Genomic DNA, 21,126 nt, shown 5'->3' on the forward strand with positions numbered 1-21,126 from the left:
AACTTACAAAAATGATGACACACAGTAATAAACCAGAGAATCAAAATGATTTATCAGGAAGTCCGGTGCATTCAGTGCTTCGACTGGTCAATTTTATTATTGACACAGTTGTCTGGATCATTCTTTTTTTCTCGATCGCTTATATTTTCGATCGTTATTTTGTCCGGTTTAATTCCTATTTCGTTAATTACCTATACAGCATTTCTTTAGGATTGCTCATCTATGTAGCCTACTATTCTGTACTGGAATTTTATTTTCAGAAAACGTTGGGAAAATTTTTAACCCGAACCAATGTTGTTCACCGAGATGGGGATGAGCTTACATTCTCAACAATCTTTAAAAGGACCATATCAAGATTAATCCCAATAGATATTTTTTACTATTTGTTTTCAAAAAAGGGCCTTCACGACAGGCTGTCAACAACCTTAGTAATAAAAACAAATGCCAACAATGAATAGCTGCACTTACTGCGGAACCTACACCATTAGAATCCACTCCAAATCGTTAACATTACTTCTGGCAGGAATTTTATTGTTGCTTCTTTCCGGGTGCTCTGTTAAATGGACTGAAGCAATACGATATGGGAGTGTCGCTCAGCATGAAATCAAAGAAACAGTAGATATTGATATTCAAAAAAGGCTTATCATTCTTCCGGTTACTTTAAATGGGAAAGAATATCGTTTTTTATTCGACACAGGTGCGCCATTCAGTATATCCGGTGAGCTTCAGGAAGAAAATAATTTCAAAATAATCAGTAAAGGAAAAATTGTTGATAGCGATAAAAACAAAAAGCAGGTTGATTGGGCACAAGTTGATTCTGTATTTGTTGGTGATGTATTATTTCTGAATCAAACTGCATTTATTGGCGACTTTGAAGCAAATCCAATAATGAAATGCCTGGAAATTGATGGGATTATCGGTTCCAACTTCATCAGACATTGTAACTGGATGATTGATCAGGAAAACAACACCTTGTCTTTACTCAGTTCAGTTGATGAACAAACGAATGAAAACGGTATTGCCATCCCATTTAACACGGATCACCAATACAATATTTTTATCGATATGAATTTCGGTCAGGCCAGGGTGAAGAATATATTGGTAGATTATGGTTCGAATGGCTCAGTTGCTTTAAGCAACGAAATATTTACAACACTTACCAATAAAAGTATTATTGATACTGAGTTTTTAGAAAGTGGAATCAAACAAAGTGGAATAATTGGAGAAAGCGTTGAGCTAAAAAGGAAGTTAACTTTTTCTGATTCCGTTCGGATAGATGACCTGGCGCTTAAAAACGTGCTGATACAAACAGGAGAAACTGTCTCTGTTGGGAATCAATTATTATCAAGATTTCAGCTTACAATCGATTGGAACAATAAAAACCTTTACCTTACCACGCCTGAAAAAGAGGTAAACAGAATTGGTCTGGCCGGATTTAGACTTGGTTCCTCCACCGACAAAGGCATTTATGTTCAGTCTGTAATAGAAGAATCAAATGCTTATAAAAGTGGAATCAGACCAAATATGAAAGTGATAAAAATTGATAGTCTTGATTTTGAAAATGGAAATGATTTTTGCGATTATGTGGAATATGATCTGAAAGATGAGATTTTCATGCAATTAATCGACTCAGAAGGGAAAAAGCTGGATTATTATTTTAATAAGACATATTGAAATAAAACTACTGCCAAAGTTTTTTACGTTTAAGCGCTTTCGGCAATCTATATAAAACGAACTTAAAGCAGTGGATGGTGTTAGAATGTATTGTAATTACCACCAAAAGAATGTTTGATGAAGAGTAAATTTGTAAATTATTTCTCCAGAATATCACCACTTTCAGAAGAAGAGGCCGACGCCATTGCTGAAAGCATGCAAACAAAGAAATTGGCGAAGGGAGATTTCCTGTTAAAAGAAGGACAATTTTCAACCAAAACCTATTTTATTTTGGAAGGTTGTGTTAGAGAGTACATTCTAACTGATGGTGAAGAGAAAACCACCAATTTTTTTACTGAAGAACAATGGGCCATTTCGTTAAACAGCTTTACTCCGGAAAACGCAGCAAAGCATAATTGGATTTGTGTTGAAGATACTACGGTTGTTGAAGGCGACGAGCAGCAAGGTCAGGCACTGTTCAAGCGCTTTCCCCGGTTTGAAACAATCTCCAGAACCATTATGGAAGCGGCTTTTGCAGAACAAAAAGAAACATTGACTTCCTATTATACCGATTCGCCTGAGCAACGTTACCTGAAACTCATGAAATCGAGACCTGATTTGTTCCAGCGAATTCCCCAATATCATCTGGCAAGTTATATTGGCGTTAAGCCGGAATCTTTGAGCCGAATTAGGAAACGTATTGCATCAGAGTTGGACTGAGAAGAAGTTCAAAATGCATTTTATTCAGGCTTTGAATATTCGATTAATTCCTCCACATATCGAAAATCGCCTTGATTTTGAGTGAGTTTTATGAAATTCTTTACAGCAGGAGCATATAACCAAACTTCTGTTTCATCTGCGCTATATCCTCTGGAATTGGTCGTTTTTCCGGTGTATTTGATTGTATAAGCCATAAATGTTCCAGCTTCCACTGTTTCTTCCTGGTACGATAATACCTCGGCATCCTGACTTTGACTTCCTGTTGTACCGTCTTCACTTGTCCAGTTGTTTTCAAATTTCCACTTTTTACCCACCACGAGTGGCCAGTCGTACTTTGGTGTTTCGCTTTCTTCCGGTTTAACAATTTCGGTTACGGGAATGGTATCCTTACCGATGGTTATACCTAATACTCCGTCAAAACTGACGATTTCTCTTGTGTCAGTTCCATCTGAGCGTACTTCTCCTTCCGTTGTTACGCCTTTATATTTCCAGACCCATTTTTCACCAATCTGATAATCAGCCAGAGTTGGTTGTTGGGTTATACCTGATTCTGTTTGGCTAACACAAGCACCTAAAAGTATTAGTGCTAAGAATATTACAACTTGAATTTTCATATCAAAAAATATTTTTAATGTTATTTTTTCTCTTTCGTACCCAATTTCTCCAGCATTTCGAGGAATTTCGTTTTTCCTACCTTTCCAACAGCGTAATCAAGTACTTTTCCCTGAGGATTGGTAAAAATTGTTATTGGCGTGCCACCAACTTTATAAAGCTTTACTACCTCCTGTGCTTTGGGATCATCAATATCAATCATTACTGGTACAACCTGCGAATTGATGGCCTTCATCACTTCCTCATCCGCAAAAACTTCGCGCTTCATAATCCGGCATGGCGAGCACCACTCCCCTGTGAAAAACAGTAGCATGTTTTTGTCGGAATTGTTGGCAAGTTCGCGGGCCGATTCAATATCGTCAGCCCAAACTACATCATTGGAAGGTGCATAAAATGAATACCACGCATAAGCAAGAGAAAGCACAAGGAAGGTGAGCCAGAACCATCGCCAAAATGGAGACTTCGTTTTCTTCAGCTTGAGCGACTTGCCCGATGAATTCGTGGCTGGATTATCTGTTTTCTTCATAGTTTTGATTTATAATTTGATTGCATTTTGTCCATATAATGTGAATGATTGTATGTTATCCTTCATTGTGAAAGAAATTTGTACTCCTGTATTTGGGTGAATGAAATCAAGATTTTCACCAATAACAGGAACCAATTTGTACTCATCACCATTCGGGAAGAAAAGTGAAATTTGATCCTTGTTTTCGTCATAGCTAACAGTTAAATCTATTTGATTATTCCATTTATAGCTTCCCGACAAACCTTTTAAAACATCTGATTTAACATGTGTGCGTTGAGCTTCTGTTTGCTTAAAATGGTGCCAATTATATATTTGTGAGGCCGATAAAAGTAATTCGTTTCCCAGAGCCCCGCCATTGTCCGAATTGATCAAATATGCCAATCCATTTCCGCTCGTTAGGCTTATTGTCATACCCGTACGGTACCCAGCGTTGCCTCCAAAGTGAGTGATTGAAATATCATCACCAGAACGGTTTAATATGAATCCGTAAACACTGCCGTCTCGTTCCTGGCTTATTATCGATTTAATATCAGACTGTGAAAATATCGAGTTAGCGCCTTGATACGCTTTATAAATTTCAATTAGAAAATTAGCCAAATCAATCGAGTTGCTCCAAAGCCCCGCGGCAGCTTGCTGCGGATAGTTTCTCCATCCACCTTCGATTACCTCTCCTGATTGAGTGTAACCATTGGCTACCCGAATCGAATCCGAAGCGGGTAAAGGTTGTGTGAACTCAGAATGTTTCATTCCGGCAGGTTCAAGAATCCATTTTTGCATGATGTTCGAGAACTCATCATTGAATATGTCTTGAAGAGCCAGTTCGGCTAATGTGTAGCCACCACCGGAATAAGCCAGTGTTTTTTTAGGTGGAGTAAGTACCTCTATTGCCGGAGTATTGACTCCTTCACTACCTCTTAAAATATCCAGATCAGAGGGCATCGGGAGATTTCTGGTGTATCCCTGATATCCACCGGGACTGATTCCAGAAGTATGGGAAAAAATATTGCGGAACGTAACCGGATTCTCAGCCGTTTGTTTGCCTTGAGGGATTACAAAATCCTTCAGGTATTCCTGTATATTTTTATCCAGGTCGATTTTACCTGCAGAATACATGCGTAATGCTGCAAGAAAAGTCACTGGTTTAGACAATGATGCTGCCTGGAAAATGCTGGAACTATTCAGGTGATGCTCTTCGGGGAAATTCGCATTTCGATAAATGTCTGCCCATTCAATTTCACCATGCTTTATTACCGCAAGAGATAGTGCCGGAATATTATACTCTGACATTCTATTTGTTATGGAGCTGAAAACTTCCGGTTCTCCCAAAAACTTCACTTGCTCACGAATTCCGTTTTCCAGTGCAGCTTTTTTATCATCTGGTTCTTTAGTTGAGTTGCAAGAAGCAAAAAGAATAAGGATTAAACTTGCAAGAATTAATTTGTTCATAGTAAAATTCAGACTTGTTATTTTCAAATAAATGCTAACAAAATGATCTAATTACAATTTTTCTTTCATTGCTTTTCTCCAAAAGTAAATCCCAAAAACACAGGTAACAATGGCAAACATAATTCCGTTTTCGCCAAGCCAATATTCAGTTCCTTCGTTTTTAATGGTTAATTCGGGCAGTATTTTTTGAATATACACATTGCTCACCGCGTGAAAAATAACTGCCGGCCATAAACTTTTGGATTTAAAAGTGTAGTAGGTCATCATAAACGACATCGATATAATCACCACATAAAACGAAGCCATTTCCACAATTACATTGTTGCCATAATACACAATTACCGGCCAGTGCCAGGTTGCCCAAACAACACCACTGAAAACAGAAACACCGGTAAAAGAGAGTACTTTTCTTAATTCGTAAATGAAAAAACCCCGCCATCCGATTTCTTCTCCTAAAGTTGTTGCTGCCGACCGAATTACTTCAACAGTACCCAATAAAATAATCGCTATGATTATTATCGAGGTTGGGTTTAATGTTCCGATTCCCATTAAACCAAGTTCTTTTGCCCAATCTGTTATTACTTCTGCATTTACTAAACGCCCAAATCCAAAAATCCAGATTAGCAGATAAGTGATTATGCCATACAGGGCAGGAACAAAATAAGAAAGCCGGATATATTTCCAATTTCCCCAATTCCAATTTAGCGATGAAATTTTACGTCCTTTTATTTTTAAGGTAATAATTGCAGCAATCGCAGGGCACCACATTATTGCCCCAACATATATTCTTGATGGATATAAATTTACTAAGGCATAATGGAAAGGAGAAGTGAGAGCAACCACAAGTGCGAGAAATAGAAAAATTGTTTTCCAGGCTTCTTTTCGTTCCGATGAATTTTCAAGTATCATGTTTTTATGTTTGTTTCTTTTTAAAAGCTTACTTTAGCAAAGTTGAAGATAAGGCATTTCAATTTCATTGACTTGGGTTAAGAAGTGACAACGAAAATCGTCAACACCACTTTATTTAGTTGATTAGCGATGACAAAACATCCTGAAATGACCAGTATGTTAATTGCCGCCCGCACGATCCATGGAAATTTTGAGTAGTTGATATTTGCAGTTTTTCCAAAAATCACGCAGAGCCCCATAAAAAGAAACCATTGCGTCAGTAGCAGACTAAATTTCCATTTGAGCAACATCACCGCCAGATCGTGAATTAACCCGCATGCAACAAAAGTGAGTAGTAACGATAACGAGGCGGGTAAAACCGACTTTATCGGTTTGAAAATATACATTCCCAGGTAATAGCCCCAAATGGGATTCCAGTACTGCCAAAATTCCGAAAACGTTCCGGCACCCAGCGAACGACTCAGCATATTGCGGAGTGAATCACCGGCGCCCAGCGGCACTCCGTTTCTTCTTCGTACATAATCGGATAAAGTCATATTTTCAGATTTATAACAGTCGTCAGCCTGCGTTCTATACGGTAATTATCACATTTCCGATTTTATGGCCTTGCTCTACATATTTATGCGCTTCGGCCATTTCTTCCAACGGATAAACACTATCAATAACAGGTTTAATCAGCTCTTGTTCTGCCAAATTTTTCAAATTCATAAAAGCTTTTTTTGGGGTTAAAGGAGTTCCGTGATCGATGGAAATATATTTACCACCGGGAATGAGTGCTTTTTTACTTTTCTCTTTCAATGCTGAAGATTTGCCGTTTCCAACAGCGTCAATCACATATTTGTAGGTTTCCAATTGTGATGCAGCATTTTCAGCTGTGTAATCAATCACCTCGTCGCACCCCAAAGATTTAACCAATTCGAAGTTCCGGCTACTGCAAACACCGGTGACATGAGCACCGGCAAGTTTCGCCAGTTGTATCGTCATGGTGCCAATACTTCCCGACGCTCCATAAATTAAAACTTTGTCGCCCCTGTTTATTCTTGTCTTTTTCAATAGATGCGAAGCAAGTAAACCTCCATACGGAATGGCTGCGGCTTCCTCGAAACTGCTATTCAAAGGCTTAAGCGCAATATTCCAGTCTTCAGGCAGACAAATATATTCGGCATAGGAACCAAAACGACGCTTTGTTGGCGAAACAGATCCATACGCAAATACCTCATCTCCAATATTGAATGAGGTTACATTTTTCCCTTTAGTTTCAACAACACCCGACGATACCATTCCCAAAATCGAATTTCGTGGTCTGCCAAAACCGAAAATAAGTTGTAGGATGAATCTTGGAATAAGTGGCTCGTTTAGTTTTCGAATAAGCACATCACTCGCAGTTACTGAAGTAGCTTTAATCTTAATCAGCACTTCATTTTCTTTTGGTTTTGGCTTTTCAACTTCCGTTAAAACCAGGTTCTCATGGCTCCCATATTTTAAACATTCAATTGCTTTCATAACCTTACTTTTTAGTGAATGATTATGACAACAAAATTAAATCGGGCACATTTTGTTTTCATTGACTTGGGTTAAGAAGTGAAATTATGGATTGATTGGAAAAAAAGTGATCAATGAAACGGCAGCCGATGACAATGGATATAAAAAGAAGGTGTTGCCCACTTGCTCGCAATACACACTTCATTATAGCAACGCCCTTTTTCTCTGCAATTTTAAATAGTGTTAAAACACTAATATTTTCAGGAATAATCAGAACATTTTCGCCCGCTTTTTGTGTTAGGTACTGGGCTGGATGAAACAACCGGCTACAACAATTTAAAATAAACAATACGAATCATGGTTTGAAAATAGTACAGCACTGATTTTCTCCCTTTTTTACCTCTATCCTGAAGGAAGAAAGTGAGAAAATCCTTGATCATCCTTTAGGAATTGAGGTAAAATCAAGGATTTTTGTCCATATGCTAATTCAAAACTTGATTCGCATAAACAATAAAATAATAGCTATGAATAACAATTCAATACTTCAGGTAGAACGATTAGGATCTCCGTGGAAAGCACAGGATCCATTTCTGTTTTGTGCCTATCATCACGATGAATTCCCCAAAGGAAATGAAAAAATGGGACCCGACGCCGATCAGTTAAAGGGCAGAAATATTGGTCAGGATTTCGCGGGTAAAGATGGCTTTAGCATGTATCATGGAAGCGTGGTACCGGGCTTTCCTTACCATCCGCACCGGGGTTTCGAAACGGTTACCGTTGTTAAGAAAGGGGTAGTTGACCATTGTGATTCCTTTGGTGGCGCCGGACGCTATAAAGATGGCGATGCACAATGGCTAACGGCCGGAAAAGGTGTTCAGCATTCAGAAATGTTTCCGCTGCTAAATGCCGACAAAGACAATCCGCTGGAACTTTTTCAAATTTGGCTCAACCTACCTCGAAAAAGTAAGTTGGTTGAACCGCATTATAAAATGCTTTGGAAGGAAAAGATTCCGGTTATCAAATCAAAAGATGAAAATGGGAAAGTAACGAAAATCGATATTATTGCAGGTACAATGGAAGAGACTAGTGCTCCTGATCCTAATCCGGATTCGTGGGCAGCTGATCCCCAAAATGAAGTGGCCATTTATACGATAAAAATGGAAGCCGGAGCAACATACACGCTCCCGAATGCAGCAGAAGACGTAAACAGAAACCTCTATTTTTACAAGGGAGATTCGATTACAATTGATGACCAAAGCATAACTGTGAATAACAGAATTGCATTAAACCCAAGTGTAAAAACCACCATTACTAATGGCAGCGAAGATGCCTATCTGCTGTTACTGCAGGGAAAACCAATTAAGGAACCGGTGGCGCAATATGGCCCGTTTGTGATGAATTCCGAACAAGAGATCAGGGAAACAATACTTGAATACCAAAGAACACAATTTGGTGGCTGGCCCTGGCCAATGAAAGAACAGGTATTTGACCGATCGAAAGGCCGGTTTGCACATTATGCAGATGGGACTGAAGAACAAAAATAATAAGAGCAAAAAAGTAACAATTAAGGATACTGTTTTGCACCGTCCTTCAGGGCGGTGATATTTGTGATAATATAAAAGGCTTTAGCGTTTAATTAATAAAATTAATGGCTAAAGCCTTTTTATATGTACTGAATTCGGGTCACCGGGCTAAAGCCGCGGTGCAATAATAGAACCAACCACCTCACCGCCGTAAAGCCCCGTTCCGTATGTTTAAAATCAATACGGAACGGGGCTTTTTCGAGGGTAAAAATAATCGACTTGGTGCCTACCGATAAAGCATTTTAATCGTCAATCCTTTTTGTGCCGACCAGCCTTCTTTGTCGGTTAGGCCGATATAAAAATGGTAATCCCCTTCATCAAATAATTCCGTACCATCATTTTCCGGAATGGAGATGGTAAGATTTGTTTCGTAGCTTGCAGCACCTTCGGGAATGGTAAAGTCGTCGATACTTACAAAAGGATTCACCGGATCTTTATCCGGATCGGGCTCGCAGGCTGAAACTTCTGTGCTGTGCGAGTGGTGATCGAAATTGTTGTGAATATCGATGCTGTAAGCTCCCAATTCCACATTATCCGAAAATTTCATTTTCAGCACAAAGGTTTCGCCAAAATAAATGGTATCGCAATTGGTAGGGAAAGCGTCGGCAAAACTGATATCGATTACCGGTTTTTCGGTATCCACCTCGTTATCGTCGCTGCAGGCAACCACAAAAAGCAGTAAAATGCCCAGAAGTGGTAGTATATATTTTTTTTTCATAACAGTAATTGTTAAAAGCCAACAGGTAGAAATACCCGTCGGCTTTTGATGTTTTTATTCTTCAATAATCTGCAATTCGGCCTCAGCACTCGACTGGTTGCCTTCCATATCGGTAACAATAAAATCGAAATGGTATTCGCCCGGCTCTGCCCAGTCTGCAATGTCGATATGCTCGTGGAAAGTGGTGTTCTTTAATCCCGAAAACTTGGTGTAGGTCGTATCTACTTCCCACTCCGTTTCGAAAGCCGATTTATGTTCTCCTTCGGGATGAATTAAAACCTGCACCACATCTATCTTTCCCTCGGCAACAATTTCAACTTCAACATGTAAATCGCTGCCCACTACTCCGGTGTGGTCGTTTCCATGGCTGTCGCCTTCACCCAATTCCTCAATCGTAATTTCCGGTTTGGCAATTGTTGTGTCATCATCATCGCAGGCAGTAAAAAATACCGCCATTACTAAAGTTATTGCAACTAATAAATTTCTCTTTTTCATAATTAATTGTTCTTGTATTCAACTTATAATTTCCCTGAAAAGGGCACCGAAACATTCATTACAATGTTTCTTCCCGCTTCGGGTACATTTATCAGCCTGTAAAAGCTGGTGTGTTTAAAATAGTTGGTATTGAACAGGTTTTGCACCTGCATTGAAACGTTTACTTTCTGATTAAAAATTTCCACTTCGCCCCCGGCACCGATGTTAACTACCCGGTAACCGTCGGTAGTTACTTCAGGAGGAACAATGCGGTTTTGAGGCGCCGTTATTCTTAGGTCGACAGAAGCATAGGCATTTTCGGCAAACGCAAACTTTTTCTTCTGATATTTTAGGTTGATAATCGCCGACGCCGGTGGCGAAAAGGGCAAAGTGTAGCCTTTTTTCTCTCCCGACAACTGTTCCGAATACACATATTCAACCATCGCTCCCAATTGTAAATCAGGCAGCAATTCGTAATGGGCATGCAGCTCGGCACCGTAGCGCAGCACCCTGCTTTGGGTATAGTAGAATACCTGGTTACCGTTTCCGTAAAGCCTGTCGAATTCGGAGCTCGGATTCAGGTAAATGTAATTATCGAAGTAATTCAGAAAAGGCGTGGCTCCGACTGCCAATCGTTTTGAATGGTATTCCACTCCCAGGTCCAACTGGTATGAAATTTCAGGCGAAAGATCAGGATCGCCCACTTCGTAACTAAAGCGATGATAATTTACCCCATTTGCTGCCAGCTCTTTTGCAATGGGCATACGAAAACTTTTACCGGCATTGGTTTTTAATGTCCAATGCTCCATATCGTAATTGTAGCCCACCGACCATGTTAAATTCGAAAAAGTGCGGTCGATATTTCCGGCACGCTGAAGGTACTCCAAATTGGAATTTTCGTCTTCACCCACCGGCGATGGAAACCAGTCATAATACTCGTCAGTCTCAATCGTTCCGTAATCGTAACGCACGCCCAGTTGCAGACGACTTTGTTCCGAGAACTTGTGTTTTGCAAAAACAAATCCGCCTATGCTGAATTGTTGGTAGGCCGGAATAATAAATCCGCGTCCGTCGATCCGGTTGTCCTGAAACTCGCTGTTTATGCCTGTTACCAACTGGTTCTTCTCGTTTACCTGATGCGAAAACCTAAGATTTCCCGAGTACACATATTTTTCAAACTCGCGCTCCAGATCCGGATTGAATGATAAGGTATCAGGGAAAACCGGCGGCATATAACCGTGGCTCACATACGCACTCCACTCCTGCCTGAAATTACGCTGAAAACCCAAATCCATTTCAAGTTTTGAAGCATCCCATTTGTAGTGCGTGGTATTTACCACTTTAAAATGGCTGGCGTTCTGGTACGGATAGTTGATATCACGGTTTGAACTGTCGTGCAAATCGGTATCCACATTACGGGGTTCTAAACCGTGTGCATTGGCAAAAAAGCCACTTTTGCTGTTTACCGTACTCACAAACAGTTTACTCTGAAACCCATTTTGAATGATACCAAGCGTAAGGTGCAGGTTCTTTTCGTTACCCGCCGTATTTCGCAGGTAATTGTTGTGTAAGGCTGCACGATAGGAATAAATATCAACACTATCGGTCGGTACTTTGTAGTCGCCATAATCGATATAAGTAGCACGCAGGTTGGCAAAAAACCAGTCTTTCCGTCCGTACAACGAGATGGAAGTTCCCAGTAATGCATTATTCGTTTTTCCGGTCAGGTCAACACTTCCACCAAACGAATTCGGGGCAGGCAGCTTTCTGTTATTCATGTCGATCACTCCGCCAATGGCATCCGATCCGTACATTAACGACGCCGGACCTTTGATCACCTCCACATTATCAACTGCATACTGGTCGATTTCCAAACCATGGTCGCTTCCCCATTGCTGAGCTTCGTGTTTAATGTTATTCTCCACCACAACAACACGATTAAATCCAAGACCACGAATTACCGGTTTTGATTGTCCTGATCCAATATCGATGGTGGTCACTCCGGGTAATCTTTCCAGGGAACTCATCAGGCTGCCACCCAAATTTTGTTTCAAGTAGGTATCATTCACAACTTCAATATTAAGCGCTTCTTCCTTTTTCCGGTTTTCCGCATAATTATCGGTCACAACAACTTCCTGCAAACTTAAATTGGCAACTTCCAGCTGCGTTTTGTAAGCAATATTTTTGTTGACTAAAACGGTGTCTATACAATTTTTATAACCAACAAACGATATGTCGAGCATGTAGCTTCCCTCCGGCAACTTGTTCATAACAAATTGCCCGTTGGCATCGGTAACTGTTCCTTTTTCAATCGGATACAACAACACCGATGCACCGGGTAAAGGATCGTTGTTTTCATCAACAACCAGCCCGTTAAGTACAAAACCGGATTGACCAAACATATGGCCATGTAAAAAGATCATGCAAATTACCAGCATGACAAACTTTCTCATATAAAATAATTGAGATTAAAAATTCACCTAAAAAACTAATACACTGGTATGTTAGCACACAGGAGGTGCACGCGGTGTTTTTGTGGAAATGACCTGTTTGCAGGCCCGTTTTATTTCGATTTCAACAAGCGAATTCTGTACGATTGGAATGGCAGCCGTAAAAAATAAAGGCTTTGGTAAGTCCTTAACCGGAAAGTGATAATCGCAAATTGGGCAACTCTCTTCCTCTCCGGAGTTGTCTTTAAAAGTTACACCATCAGGTTCATCATGTACCAGATGACAACATTCATGATGACAATCTGCCTTTTCGGAATGATGCCTGACAATATGATACGGCTGATAAGCGATTGGGAAAACGAAAATTCCCAGGAACACAAGGGCTATATGTATTTTTAAATTACTCACAGATTAAGCCTGATCTTTGCAGACAGAACAAGTTCCTTTTATTAAAACTTCGGTTTCTTCTTCAGCGTAACCGTCGGGCAGGTTATAGTGTTGTACCGGTAAATTGTCCAAACACTTTACGGTATTACACGTGTTGCAATAGAAATGTGCATGAGCATATTTATGTGTTACCTGATCATCGAGTGCATACTTTACCAGTTGATTATCGATTACGATTTTGTGAATAATATGATGCTCCACCAGCGTTTTAAACGAACGGTAAAAAGTGGTACGGTCGTAGTTCCCTGCAAGTCGTTCCCTGATCTCGTTTTCAGAGAGCGCCTCACCGGCTTCCATTACAACGTCAATTATTCCTTCGCGACAACTGGTTCGTTTGAGCTTATGACTATTTAATATTTCGACTGACTTCATAAATGCAAAACCATCTCAAATGCAACAATGTTGCAAAAGTAGAAGAAAAAATCGAATGGACGAGAAAAAGACTAATAAATATTTTTTATGGTGATTCTATTCGATTGATAATTCCAATGGAAAAAATGCTAAAACCCCGTTCTGTATATGATACGTGAATACAGAATGGGGCTTTTTTGGTATTAAGTCATCGCCTTTACTGACGATGTTATTATGTGCCGGGGCTTTGCCCCTACAACATATTAGGACTGAAGGTCCGGTAAGTAAAAGCGTAGTCCGTAAGGGCTACAAAAAATCAATTCAATTCTATTCCCCCATCGGATAAGTAAACGAATACGTCCCCGATCCTACCGCAACCGTTACGTCCGTCCCTGTCTGTTTCACCCCTGATTTCAGGTCATCGGTCATTGTAACATCGGCCACTTTTGCTTTTGGCAGAACTACCTGGGCAGAAGTGTTTGCAGGAACTTCAACAGTGTAAGTCATTTGTCCTTCGCTGATCTTCCAATCCGACTTTATCGTTCCGTAAACCGAATTAAACGAGGCAGCCACAGTTGTTAAACCACCTCCCGGATGCGGAGCCAGTACAAACTTTTTATACCCCGGATTATTTTCATCCACTTTTATACCGGCCACATGATCGTACAGCCACTCGCCAATGGCACCATAGGCGTAATGATTAAAGCTGTTCATTCCCACATCCTGGAAAGATCCGTCGGGCTTTTGTCCGTCCCAGCGCTCCCAAATTGTTGTGGCACCCTGCGTAACCGGGTACAACCACGACGGGTATTCTTTGCGGTTCAGCAGGAGGTAAGCCAGATCGTCGTGACCAATTGCCGAAAGTGTCGGGCATAAAATCGGCGTACCTAAAAATCCGGTGGTCAGGTGTTTGAATTTCTCCACGTCCTTTGCCAGGTAATCAGCAGCTGCATCAACAATATCATCAGGTAAAATGCCAAATGCAAGCGCAATTACATAAGCCGTTTGTGTGTGTGAAACAAGCCGTCCGTTCGGCGTTACAAATTCTTTGTTAAAAGCTTGTTTTATGTTTGCGGCTAGTTGCTTGTACTTTTCAGCATCCTGTGGTTTGCCAATTATCTGGGCGATTTTAGCAGTCAAGGTTGTGGTGTAATAAAAGTAGGCAGTTGCCAGCAGGTCTTTTTCGGTAGTAGCACCCGGGTAATCCGAATTTGTAGTTGCAAAAGCCAGCCAGTCGCCAAAATGACTATCTCCCGTCCACAAGTAATCGTCACCGGCCCGTTTGTTCATATAAGCAACCCACTTGGTAATGGCCGGATAACTTTCTTCCAGAATACGGGTGTCGCCATAAATTTTATACACCGACCACGGAATTACAGCCACTACATCGGCCCAACCGGTGGCACCACCCTGCCCTTTTAACACATCGGGAATAACATGCGGAATAACACCATTTTCTAATTGATCGGTGGCCACATCTTTCATCCACTTGGTATAAAAAGCAGCCACGTTAAAATTGTAACCGGCAGTCATACTAAACACCTGTGCATCGCCTGTCCAGCCCAAACGCTCGTCACGCTGCGGGCAGTCGGTTGGCACATCCAAAAAGTTCCCTTTTTGTCCCCACTTAATATTGTGCTGCAGCTGGTTTATCATTTCATCGTTACAGGCAAATGTTCCCGTTGGTTCCATATCCGAATAAATTACCACTCCGGTAATGTCTTCCTTCGACGGAACTTCATCAAAACCGATCAACTGCAAATAACGAAATCCGTGAAACGTAAATTTTGGCTCGTAAACCGCTTCGCCATCTTTTCCGAAAATATAAGTATCAGTACATTCGGCCGAGCGTAAATTGGCTGTATAAAAATTCCCCTCTTTATCCAGCACTTCGGCAAATTTTAGCTGCACCTTTTGCCCCGCTTTGCCTTTCATTCTAATACGCACCCAGCCCACCATATTCTGGCCCATGTCGTACACGATTTCACCTTTTGGCGTGGTAATAAACTCGATGGGTTTGATCTCTTCAACAGCTTTTACAGGCACGCCCTGCGGAGCAATCAAAATATCTTTTGGCGCATCAATTTCGTCCACACTCTTCCAGCCGCTTTCGTTATATCCTGTGCCTGCCCAACCGTTTAATTCTAGGCGGGCATCGTACGACTCACCATTGTAAATATCCGATTTCAGCATCGGGCCATTTTTCACTTTCCAGTTTTTGTCGCTAACTATCCACTCGCTGCTTCCGTCGGAATAATCAATTTTTAGCTGGAATAACAGCGCCAGATTATTTCCATAATACCCATCGGCACTACTCCAGCCAATATTTCCGCGATACCAGCCATCTCCCAAAACAACGCCTACAGCATTTTCTTTCTTCAACAGTTCAGTTACATCGTAAGTCTGGTATTGTAAACGTTTATTGTAACTGGTCCAGCCCGGTGTAAATAACTGGTCGCCCACTTTTTCGTCGTTCAAAAACAGCTGATACAGCCCATGAGACGTAACATAAGCCCGTGCTGATTTTATTGTTTTGGCAATTGAAAATTCATTGCGGTAGTATTGTGCCGGTTTCGAGTCTTCAGATTCAGGTTCGTTGGGCAAAGTAATCCATGAAGCTTTCCAGAGTTCCGGCTCCAGAATTCCCATTTCCCAATAGGCCGGCTCGCCCCAATTGCTGACTTTTCCACTGTTATCCCACACCCGAACTTGCCAGTAAAGGCGTTTCATCGATTCCGGTTCAGGTCCGCCATAAACGACATTCACCGACTGATCGGATTCTACCTTTCCTGAATTCCAGACCTGTTGCGACGTTTTCGATAAACCGGCGGCTGTTTCGGCCACCCTTATTTCGTAAGCCGTTTGTGTAACATTCTGCGCATCGGAAACCAGTTGCCAGCTTAAACGTGGTTGAACGACATCGATACCTACAGGATTGGTGTGATACTCGCAAACCAGCCTGGTAATTTCTGTTTTACCAAAAACGGTTACAGAAAATGCAAAAAAGAAAAACATAAAGATGAATGATCGTAGTAGAGAAACTGACTGCTTCATTTTATTCGATTTATTGGTTTAGTACCTGTAAAGTTATGTTTATTAATAGGAATAACAATACCATGTTCTACAGATTTTATACTTTCTGAATAAACCATAGTCAGGCTCGTTCATGACAATTGTCACCTTAGAGAAACACATTATCAGTTTTTGTCAGCAAAACATAACATTTTTAATAAAAAAGTGTAATTTACTCCACGGATTCAGAACAGATTTCTAATAATCTGGAAAAATAACAACCATAGGTAATTTATAAATTAACTGCATAATACATTTAAAGAAAAACACATTTATTATGGTCAAAAAACTACTTTATTTGTGCTTTTCCGGGATGCTTATTTTTATGAGCTCCGGTCTTAAAGCACAGTCTGACACCGGGTTTGGCAAATACCACACCAACCGGGAGATTCAGCAACTGTTAAAAGGATTTTCTTCGGGAAATGCAAAACTGCACACCATTGCCGAAAGTCCGGGAGGCGAACCAATTACCGTTTTAGAGATTGGCGCAAACCTCAGCGATGTTCCGGCAATTTTTGTTGGTGCCAACTTTGAAGGTGATGCACCACTGGCATCGGAAGGTGCGTTGTTTCTGGCAAAGATGCTGCTCGATTCAACAGCTTATACCAAAGATGTAAAATGGTACATCATGCCACAGCCCAATCCTGATGCTGCAGCTGTTTATTTTTCAGCTTTAAAAACCGGGCAGACTACCAACCAATTCAAAATAAATAACGACGGAGACGAAGCGATTGGAGAAGATGGTCCCGACGATTTGAACGGCGACGGACTGATCACTCAAATGCGTATTAAAAGTATTGAAGGCAGCTATATTGTTTCGGACAGCGACGCGAGGCTAATGAAAAAAGCCGATAAACAAAAAGGCGAGCGCGGAACATATAAAGTGCTTACGGAAGGTATCGATAACGACAAGGATGGAAAATACAACGAAGATGCCGTAGGCGGAATTAACGTTGGTATTGGTTTTCCGCATCTTTTCCCATATGAGAATAAAGATGCCGGATTATTTGCCGGACAAACACCTGAGGTGTATGGTATTTTGCGTTTTATCTACGACCGCCCTGAAATTGCAATGGTGTACACGCTGGGTAATTCAAACTTCTGCCTGGTTCCGCCAAAAGGAGGACGAAAAGGTGATGCCAACCTCGACAGGATTAAAATTCCGCGACGTTATGCCAGCATGTTAAATGCCGATGCCAGCAAAACCTACACAATGGACGAAGCCAAAGAATTGTTTAAAACTGTTGTTCCTGAAGGCACGGAAGTAACCACTTCGCTGGTGGCAAGTTACCTGAGCCTGGGGCCTGCTTTAAATCCGTTGGAGGACGATCTTGTTTTTTATAAAAAGTACGCCGAGGATTATAAAAAATACTTGAAAGGCAAAGATTTTAGTACTGAAACGTTGGATCCGACTCCGGCCAAAGACGGTTCGTTTGAATTGTGGGCCTACTACCACTTGGGAGTTCCTTCGTTTAGTATGCGTTTGTTCTCGGTTCCAAAGGTAAAAGAAGCGGAAAGTGACGAGAGTGCCGATTCGAAAGAGAAAGAAAAGAAAGCTGCACCGGCTAAAAAAGATGAATCAGGCGATAAAGAAAAAGCATTGCTGGCCTATTCTGAGAGTGAACTGGATGGAGCCGGATTTGTGGCCTGGACAAAAGTAGATCATCCTGATTTTGACGAAGTGGAAGTTGGAGGTTTTGCACCTTATATTGAAACAACTCCAAAAGCAGAAAAGATCGAATCGCTGGCTGCAACACAATTGCCTTGGTTGCTGCATTTGTCAACCGAACTTCCTGATTTTGCCATTGCCGACAAAAAGGTAACCGATATGGGTGGCGGTATTTACAAACTAGAGCTTTATGTAGCCAACAACGGTGCACTTCCGTACCCGATTTCAATGGGACAACGAAACGGCCAGCCTGCTCCTGTAATTGTAACACTCGAGGGCGATATGGAATTACTTGAAGGCAAACTGCGCACGCCCGTTGGAGCGATTGGCGCTAACCAGGTGAAAAAATATACCTGGTTATTGAAAGCAAACAAAAACAAAAGTATTACTGCCGGAATTGAATCGGCTGTATTTACCGATGTAGTTGAACAAATTAAAATTGGAGGTTAATCATGATACGCAAGATATTTTCATTATTAGCAATATTTTCATTGGCTGCAACGGTATTTGCCGGAACTGAGCCAAAGATAGAAGTGCCACTTCGTTTCGATCGTTATTACGATTATGATGATGTGGTAAAGGCATTGGAAGTGCTTCACGAAGCTTACCCCGATCTGACAAAACTGGAATCGATTGGTGAAAGTGAAGAAGGTTTAAAGATTTATGCACTTACCATCAATAACAAAAAAACCGGTGCAGAACATGACAAACCGGGTGTTTGGGTAGATGGAAACATTCACGGAAACGAAATTCAGGCTGGTGAAGTGTGTCTGTATTACGCCTATATGTTGTTGACAAAATACGGTACCAATGAGCAGGTTACCAAAGCTGTCGACAGCAACGTACATTACATTATTCCGGTGGTAAATGTTGATGGTCGCAACCACTTTTTTAAAGATGCGCACACCCCTAGTTCAAGCCGGAGTATTCGAGTACCAAAAGATGACGATGGCGACGGATTATTTGATGAAGATGCTCCGGATGATCTGGATGGCGACGGCAGCATTTGCCAGATGCGTATAAAAGATCCGAACGGAAATTATAAAGCTGATCCGGAAGATCCGCGAATTATGGTTCGTGTTAAACCCGGAGAAAAAGGTGAATACACCATTTTGGGTTCGGAAGGAATTGATAACGATGGTGACGGAAAATTTAACGAAGATGCAGAAGGTTATCTTGATCCGAACCGTAACTGGGGTTTCCACTGGCAGCCACCGTATGTACAGCGCGGAGCAGGTAACTTCCCGTTTTCAGGAGTTGGAATTAAAGCGGTTGATGCATTTGCAGCCAAACATCCCAACATCATTGTAAACTTTTCGTTCCACAACTCGGGCGGTATGTGGTTGCGTGTTCCTGCTGACAATACTACTATACTTCCGGCATCGGATATTACTGCTTACGATGTAATCGGAAAAGAAGCCATAAAAATTACTCCGGGATATGTTTATATGTCTTCGTTCGATTTATATCCGACTTTTGGCGATTCCGACGGACAGATGTTCTTTGTGCACGGTTCGTATACCTTTGTTGGCGAACTTTTTATGCGCGAAGAGCAGCAAACTTATAAAGAGAAAAGTGATAAACCGGCAGCGGGTGGCAATACAAGCCGCGCTGAACGCGACCGTGAACAGATGAAGTTTAACGACAATGTTGTTCAGGGCGAACTGTACAAAGACTGGCATCCGTATAACCACCCGGTATACGGTGAAATAGAAATTGGTGGTTGGGTAAAAATGAGCTCGCGTTTGCCTCATCCGTTTATGTTGCCCGATCTCGTGCACCGTAATGCATCGGTAGTATTGCTGGCAGCCAACGAAACACCAAAGGTTGAAATGGAGGTTTTCGAGGTGAAAGACCTGGATAATAACCTGAAACGAATTCGCGTAAGGCTTGAAAACAAAAACGGTTTATCTACCATGACCGCCCAGGCAGTCAACGATAAATTGTATACCATCGACCACCTGAAAGTTACCGGAGCCAAAGTAATTGCCGGCGGAAAAATTAACGATTATCGCCTCGATCAGGTATCTTACAAAGAACATAAACCTGAAGTACAATTCTTTGCAATACCCGGACACAGCAGTGCGGAGTATGAATTTATTGTTCAGGGAAAAGGCGAAGTTAAACTGGAATACATCTCGCAAAAAGCTGGTAACACAAGTACTTCGGTGACTTTGTAAAAACTATTTACGATATAAAATTAAAAGAGTGCTCGCGTCCGTGAGCACTCTTTTTTTTACAGAATTTAGTTACCTGAGTAACAAAAAAATCCCGGCGTCCACTCCGGGATTTTTTCACTTAATTCGTTAAGTAACTTAACTTGCGCATTTATTTACTAACTAAATTGGGTTTGTATTTTACAAAAATACATTTGATGATCAACTAAATCGTTTTTCCGATGCTGATAAACGCAGGCAATTTGCTGATTTTTACCTGCCAAAATACTGAGAAGCGGAGGTAAAGATTCATAAGGTGTTTACTTCAGGTAGTCGAGAACCTTATTTTTGTCGATTCCATCGTTTACCAATACCGCTTCAACACCCAGTTTACCAACTTCGTGAATGTTACGGTGTTCGTCGTCGAAAAAAACCATATCGGAGTAATCAAATCCAAAATGCTTTTTGATTTTTGCGAAATGCTGAATTTTGCTACTCGGATATATTTCTTTCAGATCGAAATACTTATCAATATCAAACAGGTGTAGCAGATCCTGCGCCCACGTAGGTTCGAAAGTACGCGAGGCTGCAGCAATTTTTCGGTTGTTTCTTTTTAATTCCTCCAATACCGGAATTACATCGGGATACAATTCTATAATGCTGTTCGACTGATCGAGTAAAACTCCGTCTTTCCAGTAATACGGCGGATTTGTGGCATCGCACCAGGTTCCTCCGGCATCCCAAAGGGTAAAATCCAAATCAAAAACGAATAACTTCATGGAGGCGAAAATATGGAAAGTATTGAGATTTGTGTTTTATATTAACTCCTCGGAGCCAATATAAAACACAAATTTTAAG

At 41.1% G+C, this 21,126-nt stretch carries 19 protein-coding genes; 6 read left to right on the top strand and 13 right to left on the bottom strand.

Annotation, left to right across the window (positions count from 1 at the left end; all coding sequences use genetic code 11):
* The first annotated feature begins 14 nt into the window (after positions 1-14).
* The 3 genes from SLH46_RS21705 (at position 15) to SLH46_RS13625 (ending at position 2,373) form a co-directional block, all read left to right on the top strand.
* Positions 15-458, top strand: coding sequence for an RDD family protein (locus tag SLH46_RS21705; RefSeq protein WP_442873566.1), 444 nt, complete (start codon positions 15-17; stop codon positions 456-458).
* Complete coding sequence (locus SLH46_RS13620) at positions 451-1,674, top strand: retropepsin-like aspartic protease (RefSeq protein WP_320281752.1); 1,224 nt, start codon at positions 451-453, stop codon at positions 1,672-1,674. Before SLH46_RS21705 ends, SLH46_RS13620 begins: the two co-directional genes overlap by 8 nt.
* 117 nt (positions 1,675-1,791) lie before the next feature.
* Positions 1,792-2,373, top strand: a complete 582-nt coding sequence (locus SLH46_RS13625; protein ID WP_320281753.1) for a Crp/Fnr family transcriptional regulator — start codon at positions 1,792-1,794, stop codon at positions 2,371-2,373.
* A gap of 20 nt (positions 2,374-2,393) precedes the next feature.
* Here the strand turns inward: SLH46_RS13625 and SLH46_RS13630 are convergent, their stop codons facing one another.
* The 6 genes from SLH46_RS13630 to SLH46_RS13655 form a co-directional block, all read right to left on the bottom strand.
* Positions 2,394-2,987, bottom strand: a complete 594-nt coding sequence (locus SLH46_RS13630) for a hypothetical protein (RefSeq protein WP_320281754.1) — start codon at positions 2,985-2,987, stop codon at positions 2,394-2,396.
* A 20-nt stretch (positions 2,988-3,007) separates the two neighbouring features.
* Positions 3,008-3,511 (bottom strand): thioredoxin family protein, encoded by a 504-nt coding sequence (locus SLH46_RS13635; protein WP_320281755.1) that lies wholly within the window; start codon positions 3,509-3,511, stop codon positions 3,008-3,010.
* 9 nt (positions 3,512-3,520) lie between these two features.
* Positions 3,521-4,957 carry a serine hydrolase domain-containing protein gene (locus SLH46_RS13640; protein WP_320281756.1) on the bottom strand — a complete coding sequence of 479 codons (1,437 nt, stop codon included), beginning with the start codon at positions 4,955-4,957 and terminating at the stop codon, positions 3,521-3,523.
* Positions 4,958-5,008: 51 nt separating this feature from the next.
* On the bottom strand, positions 5,009-5,866 hold the full coding sequence (locus SLH46_RS13645; protein ID WP_320281757.1) for a CPBP family intramembrane glutamic endopeptidase: 858 nt from the start codon (positions 5,864-5,866) through the stop codon (positions 5,009-5,011).
* A gap of 77 nt (positions 5,867-5,943) precedes the next feature.
* Positions 5,944-6,402 (bottom strand): MBOAT family O-acyltransferase, encoded by a 459-nt coding sequence (locus tag SLH46_RS13650; RefSeq protein WP_320281758.1) that lies wholly within the window; start codon positions 6,400-6,402, stop codon positions 5,944-5,946.
* 34 nt (positions 6,403-6,436) lie between these two features.
* Positions 6,437-7,369 (bottom strand): NAD(P)-dependent alcohol dehydrogenase, encoded by a 933-nt coding sequence (locus tag SLH46_RS13655; protein WP_320281759.1) that lies wholly within the window; start codon positions 7,367-7,369, stop codon positions 6,437-6,439.
* A 503-nt stretch (positions 7,370-7,872) separates the two neighbouring features.
* Between SLH46_RS13655 and SLH46_RS13660 the strand changes: the two genes are divergently transcribed.
* Positions 7,873-8,892, top strand: coding sequence for a pirin family protein (locus SLH46_RS13660; protein ID WP_320281760.1), 1,020 nt, complete (start codon positions 7,873-7,875; stop codon positions 8,890-8,892).
* Between the two features lie 265 nt (positions 8,893-9,157).
* Here the strand turns inward: SLH46_RS13660 and SLH46_RS13665 are convergent, their stop codons facing one another.
* The 6 genes from SLH46_RS13665 to SLH46_RS13690 form a co-directional block, all read right to left on the bottom strand.
* Positions 9,158-9,649, bottom strand: a complete 492-nt coding sequence (locus SLH46_RS13665) for a DUF4625 domain-containing protein (RefSeq protein ID WP_320281761.1) — start codon at positions 9,647-9,649, stop codon at positions 9,158-9,160.
* Between the two features lie 54 nt (positions 9,650-9,703).
* Entirely contained in the window at positions 9,704-10,144 is a 441-nt protein-coding gene (locus tag SLH46_RS13670) for a DUF4625 domain-containing protein (protein WP_320281762.1), read from the bottom strand.
* A gap of 23 nt (positions 10,145-10,167) precedes the next feature.
* Positions 10,168-12,576, bottom strand: a complete 2,409-nt coding sequence (locus tag SLH46_RS13675; RefSeq protein ID WP_320281763.1) for a TonB-dependent receptor — start codon at positions 12,574-12,576, stop codon at positions 10,168-10,170.
* 51 nt (positions 12,577-12,627) lie between these two features.
* Complete coding sequence (locus SLH46_RS13680) at positions 12,628-12,981, bottom strand: hypothetical protein (protein WP_320281764.1); 354 nt, start codon at positions 12,979-12,981, stop codon at positions 12,628-12,630.
* A 3-nt stretch (positions 12,982-12,984) separates the two neighbouring features.
* A complete protein-coding gene (locus tag SLH46_RS13685; protein ID WP_320281765.1) occupies positions 12,985-13,392 on the bottom strand; it encodes a Fur family transcriptional regulator in 408 nt (135 codons plus the stop codon).
* A gap of 306 nt (positions 13,393-13,698) precedes the next feature.
* Positions 13,699-16,425 (bottom strand): glycoside hydrolase family 78 protein, encoded by a 2,727-nt coding sequence (locus SLH46_RS13690; RefSeq protein ID WP_320281766.1) that lies wholly within the window; start codon positions 16,423-16,425, stop codon positions 13,699-13,701.
* Between the two features lie 295 nt (positions 16,426-16,720).
* Between SLH46_RS13690 and SLH46_RS13695 the strand changes: the two genes are divergently transcribed.
* Positions 16,721-18,562, top strand: coding sequence for a M14 family metallopeptidase (locus SLH46_RS13695; RefSeq protein WP_320281767.1), 1,842 nt, complete (start codon positions 16,721-16,723; stop codon positions 18,560-18,562).
* A 2-nt stretch (positions 18,563-18,564) separates the two neighbouring features.
* The gene (locus tag SLH46_RS13700; RefSeq protein WP_320281768.1) at positions 18,565-20,292 is read left to right on the top strand and encodes a M14 family metallopeptidase; all 1,728 of its coding nucleotides are present in this window, start codon (positions 18,565-18,567) and stop codon (positions 20,290-20,292) included.
* A 296-nt stretch (positions 20,293-20,588) separates the two neighbouring features.
* On the opposite strand, the gene SLH46_RS13705 is transcribed toward SLH46_RS13700, so the two are convergent.
* Complete coding sequence (locus SLH46_RS13705; protein WP_320281769.1) at positions 20,589-21,047, bottom strand: magnesium-dependent phosphatase-1; 459 nt, start codon at positions 21,045-21,047, stop codon at positions 20,589-20,591.
* Positions 21,048-21,126 lie beyond the last annotated feature (79 nt).

It is taken from the genome of Draconibacterium sp. IB214405 (assembly GCF_033963885.1).
GTDB lineage: Bacteria > Bacteroidota > Bacteroidia > Bacteroidales > Prolixibacteraceae > Draconibacterium.

Excerpts from the sequence above, each read along its gene's own strand:
- SLH46_RS13655 (WP_320281759.1), bottom strand. The coding sequence starts at position 7,369 with ATGAAAGCAATTGAATGTTTAAAATATGGGAGCCATGAGAACCTGGTT.
- SLH46_RS13630 (WP_320281754.1), bottom strand. The coding sequence starts at position 2,987 with ATGAAAATTCAAGTTGTAATATTCTTAGCACTAATACTTTTAGGTGCT.
- SLH46_RS13640 (WP_320281756.1), bottom strand. The coding sequence starts at position 4,957 with ATGAACAAATTAATTCTTGCAAGTTTAATCCTTATTCTTTTTGCTTCT.
- SLH46_RS13645 (WP_320281757.1), bottom strand. The coding sequence starts at position 5,866 with ATGATACTTGAAAATTCATCGGAACGAAAAGAAGCCTGGAAAACAATT.
- SLH46_RS13670 (WP_320281762.1), bottom strand. The coding sequence starts at position 10,144 with ATGAAAAAGAGAAATTTATTAGTTGCAATAACTTTAGTAATGGCGGTA.
- SLH46_RS13695 (WP_320281767.1), top strand. The coding sequence starts at position 16,721 with ATGGTCAAAAAACTACTTTATTTGTGCTTTTCCGGGATGCTTATTTTT.
- SLH46_RS13690 (WP_320281766.1), bottom strand. The coding sequence starts at position 16,425 with ATGAAGCAGTCAGTTTCTCTACTACGATCATTCATCTTTATGTTTTTC.
- SLH46_RS13620 (WP_320281752.1), top strand. The coding sequence starts at position 451 with ATGAATAGCTGCACTTACTGCGGAACCTACACCATTAGAATCCACTCC.
- SLH46_RS13705 (WP_320281769.1), bottom strand. The coding sequence starts at position 21,047 with ATGAAGTTATTCGTTTTTGATTTGGATTTTACCCTTTGGGATGCCGGA.
- SLH46_RS13635 (WP_320281755.1), bottom strand. The coding sequence starts at position 3,511 with ATGAAGAAAACAGATAATCCAGCCACGAATTCATCGGGCAAGTCGCTC.
- SLH46_RS13625 (WP_320281753.1), top strand. The coding sequence starts at position 1,792 with ATGAAGAGTAAATTTGTAAATTATTTCTCCAGAATATCACCACTTTCA.
- SLH46_RS21705 (WP_442873566.1), top strand. The coding sequence starts at position 15 with ATGACACACAGTAATAAACCAGAGAATCAAAATGATTTATCAGGAAGT.
- SLH46_RS13700 (WP_320281768.1), top strand. The coding sequence starts at position 18,565 with ATGATACGCAAGATATTTTCATTATTAGCAATATTTTCATTGGCTGCA.
- SLH46_RS13650 (WP_320281758.1), bottom strand. The coding sequence starts at position 6,402 with ATGACTTTATCCGATTATGTACGAAGAAGAAACGGAGTGCCGCTGGGC.
- SLH46_RS13660 (WP_320281760.1), top strand. The coding sequence starts at position 7,873 with ATGAATAACAATTCAATACTTCAGGTAGAACGATTAGGATCTCCGTGG.
- SLH46_RS13675 (WP_320281763.1), bottom strand. The coding sequence starts at position 12,576 with ATGAGAAAGTTTGTCATGCTGGTAATTTGCATGATCTTTTTACATGGC.
- SLH46_RS13685 (WP_320281765.1), bottom strand. The coding sequence starts at position 13,392 with ATGAAGTCAGTCGAAATATTAAATAGTCATAAGCTCAAACGAACCAGT.
- SLH46_RS13665 (WP_320281761.1), bottom strand. The coding sequence starts at position 9,649 with ATGAAAAAAAAATATATACTACCACTTCTGGGCATTTTACTGCTTTTT.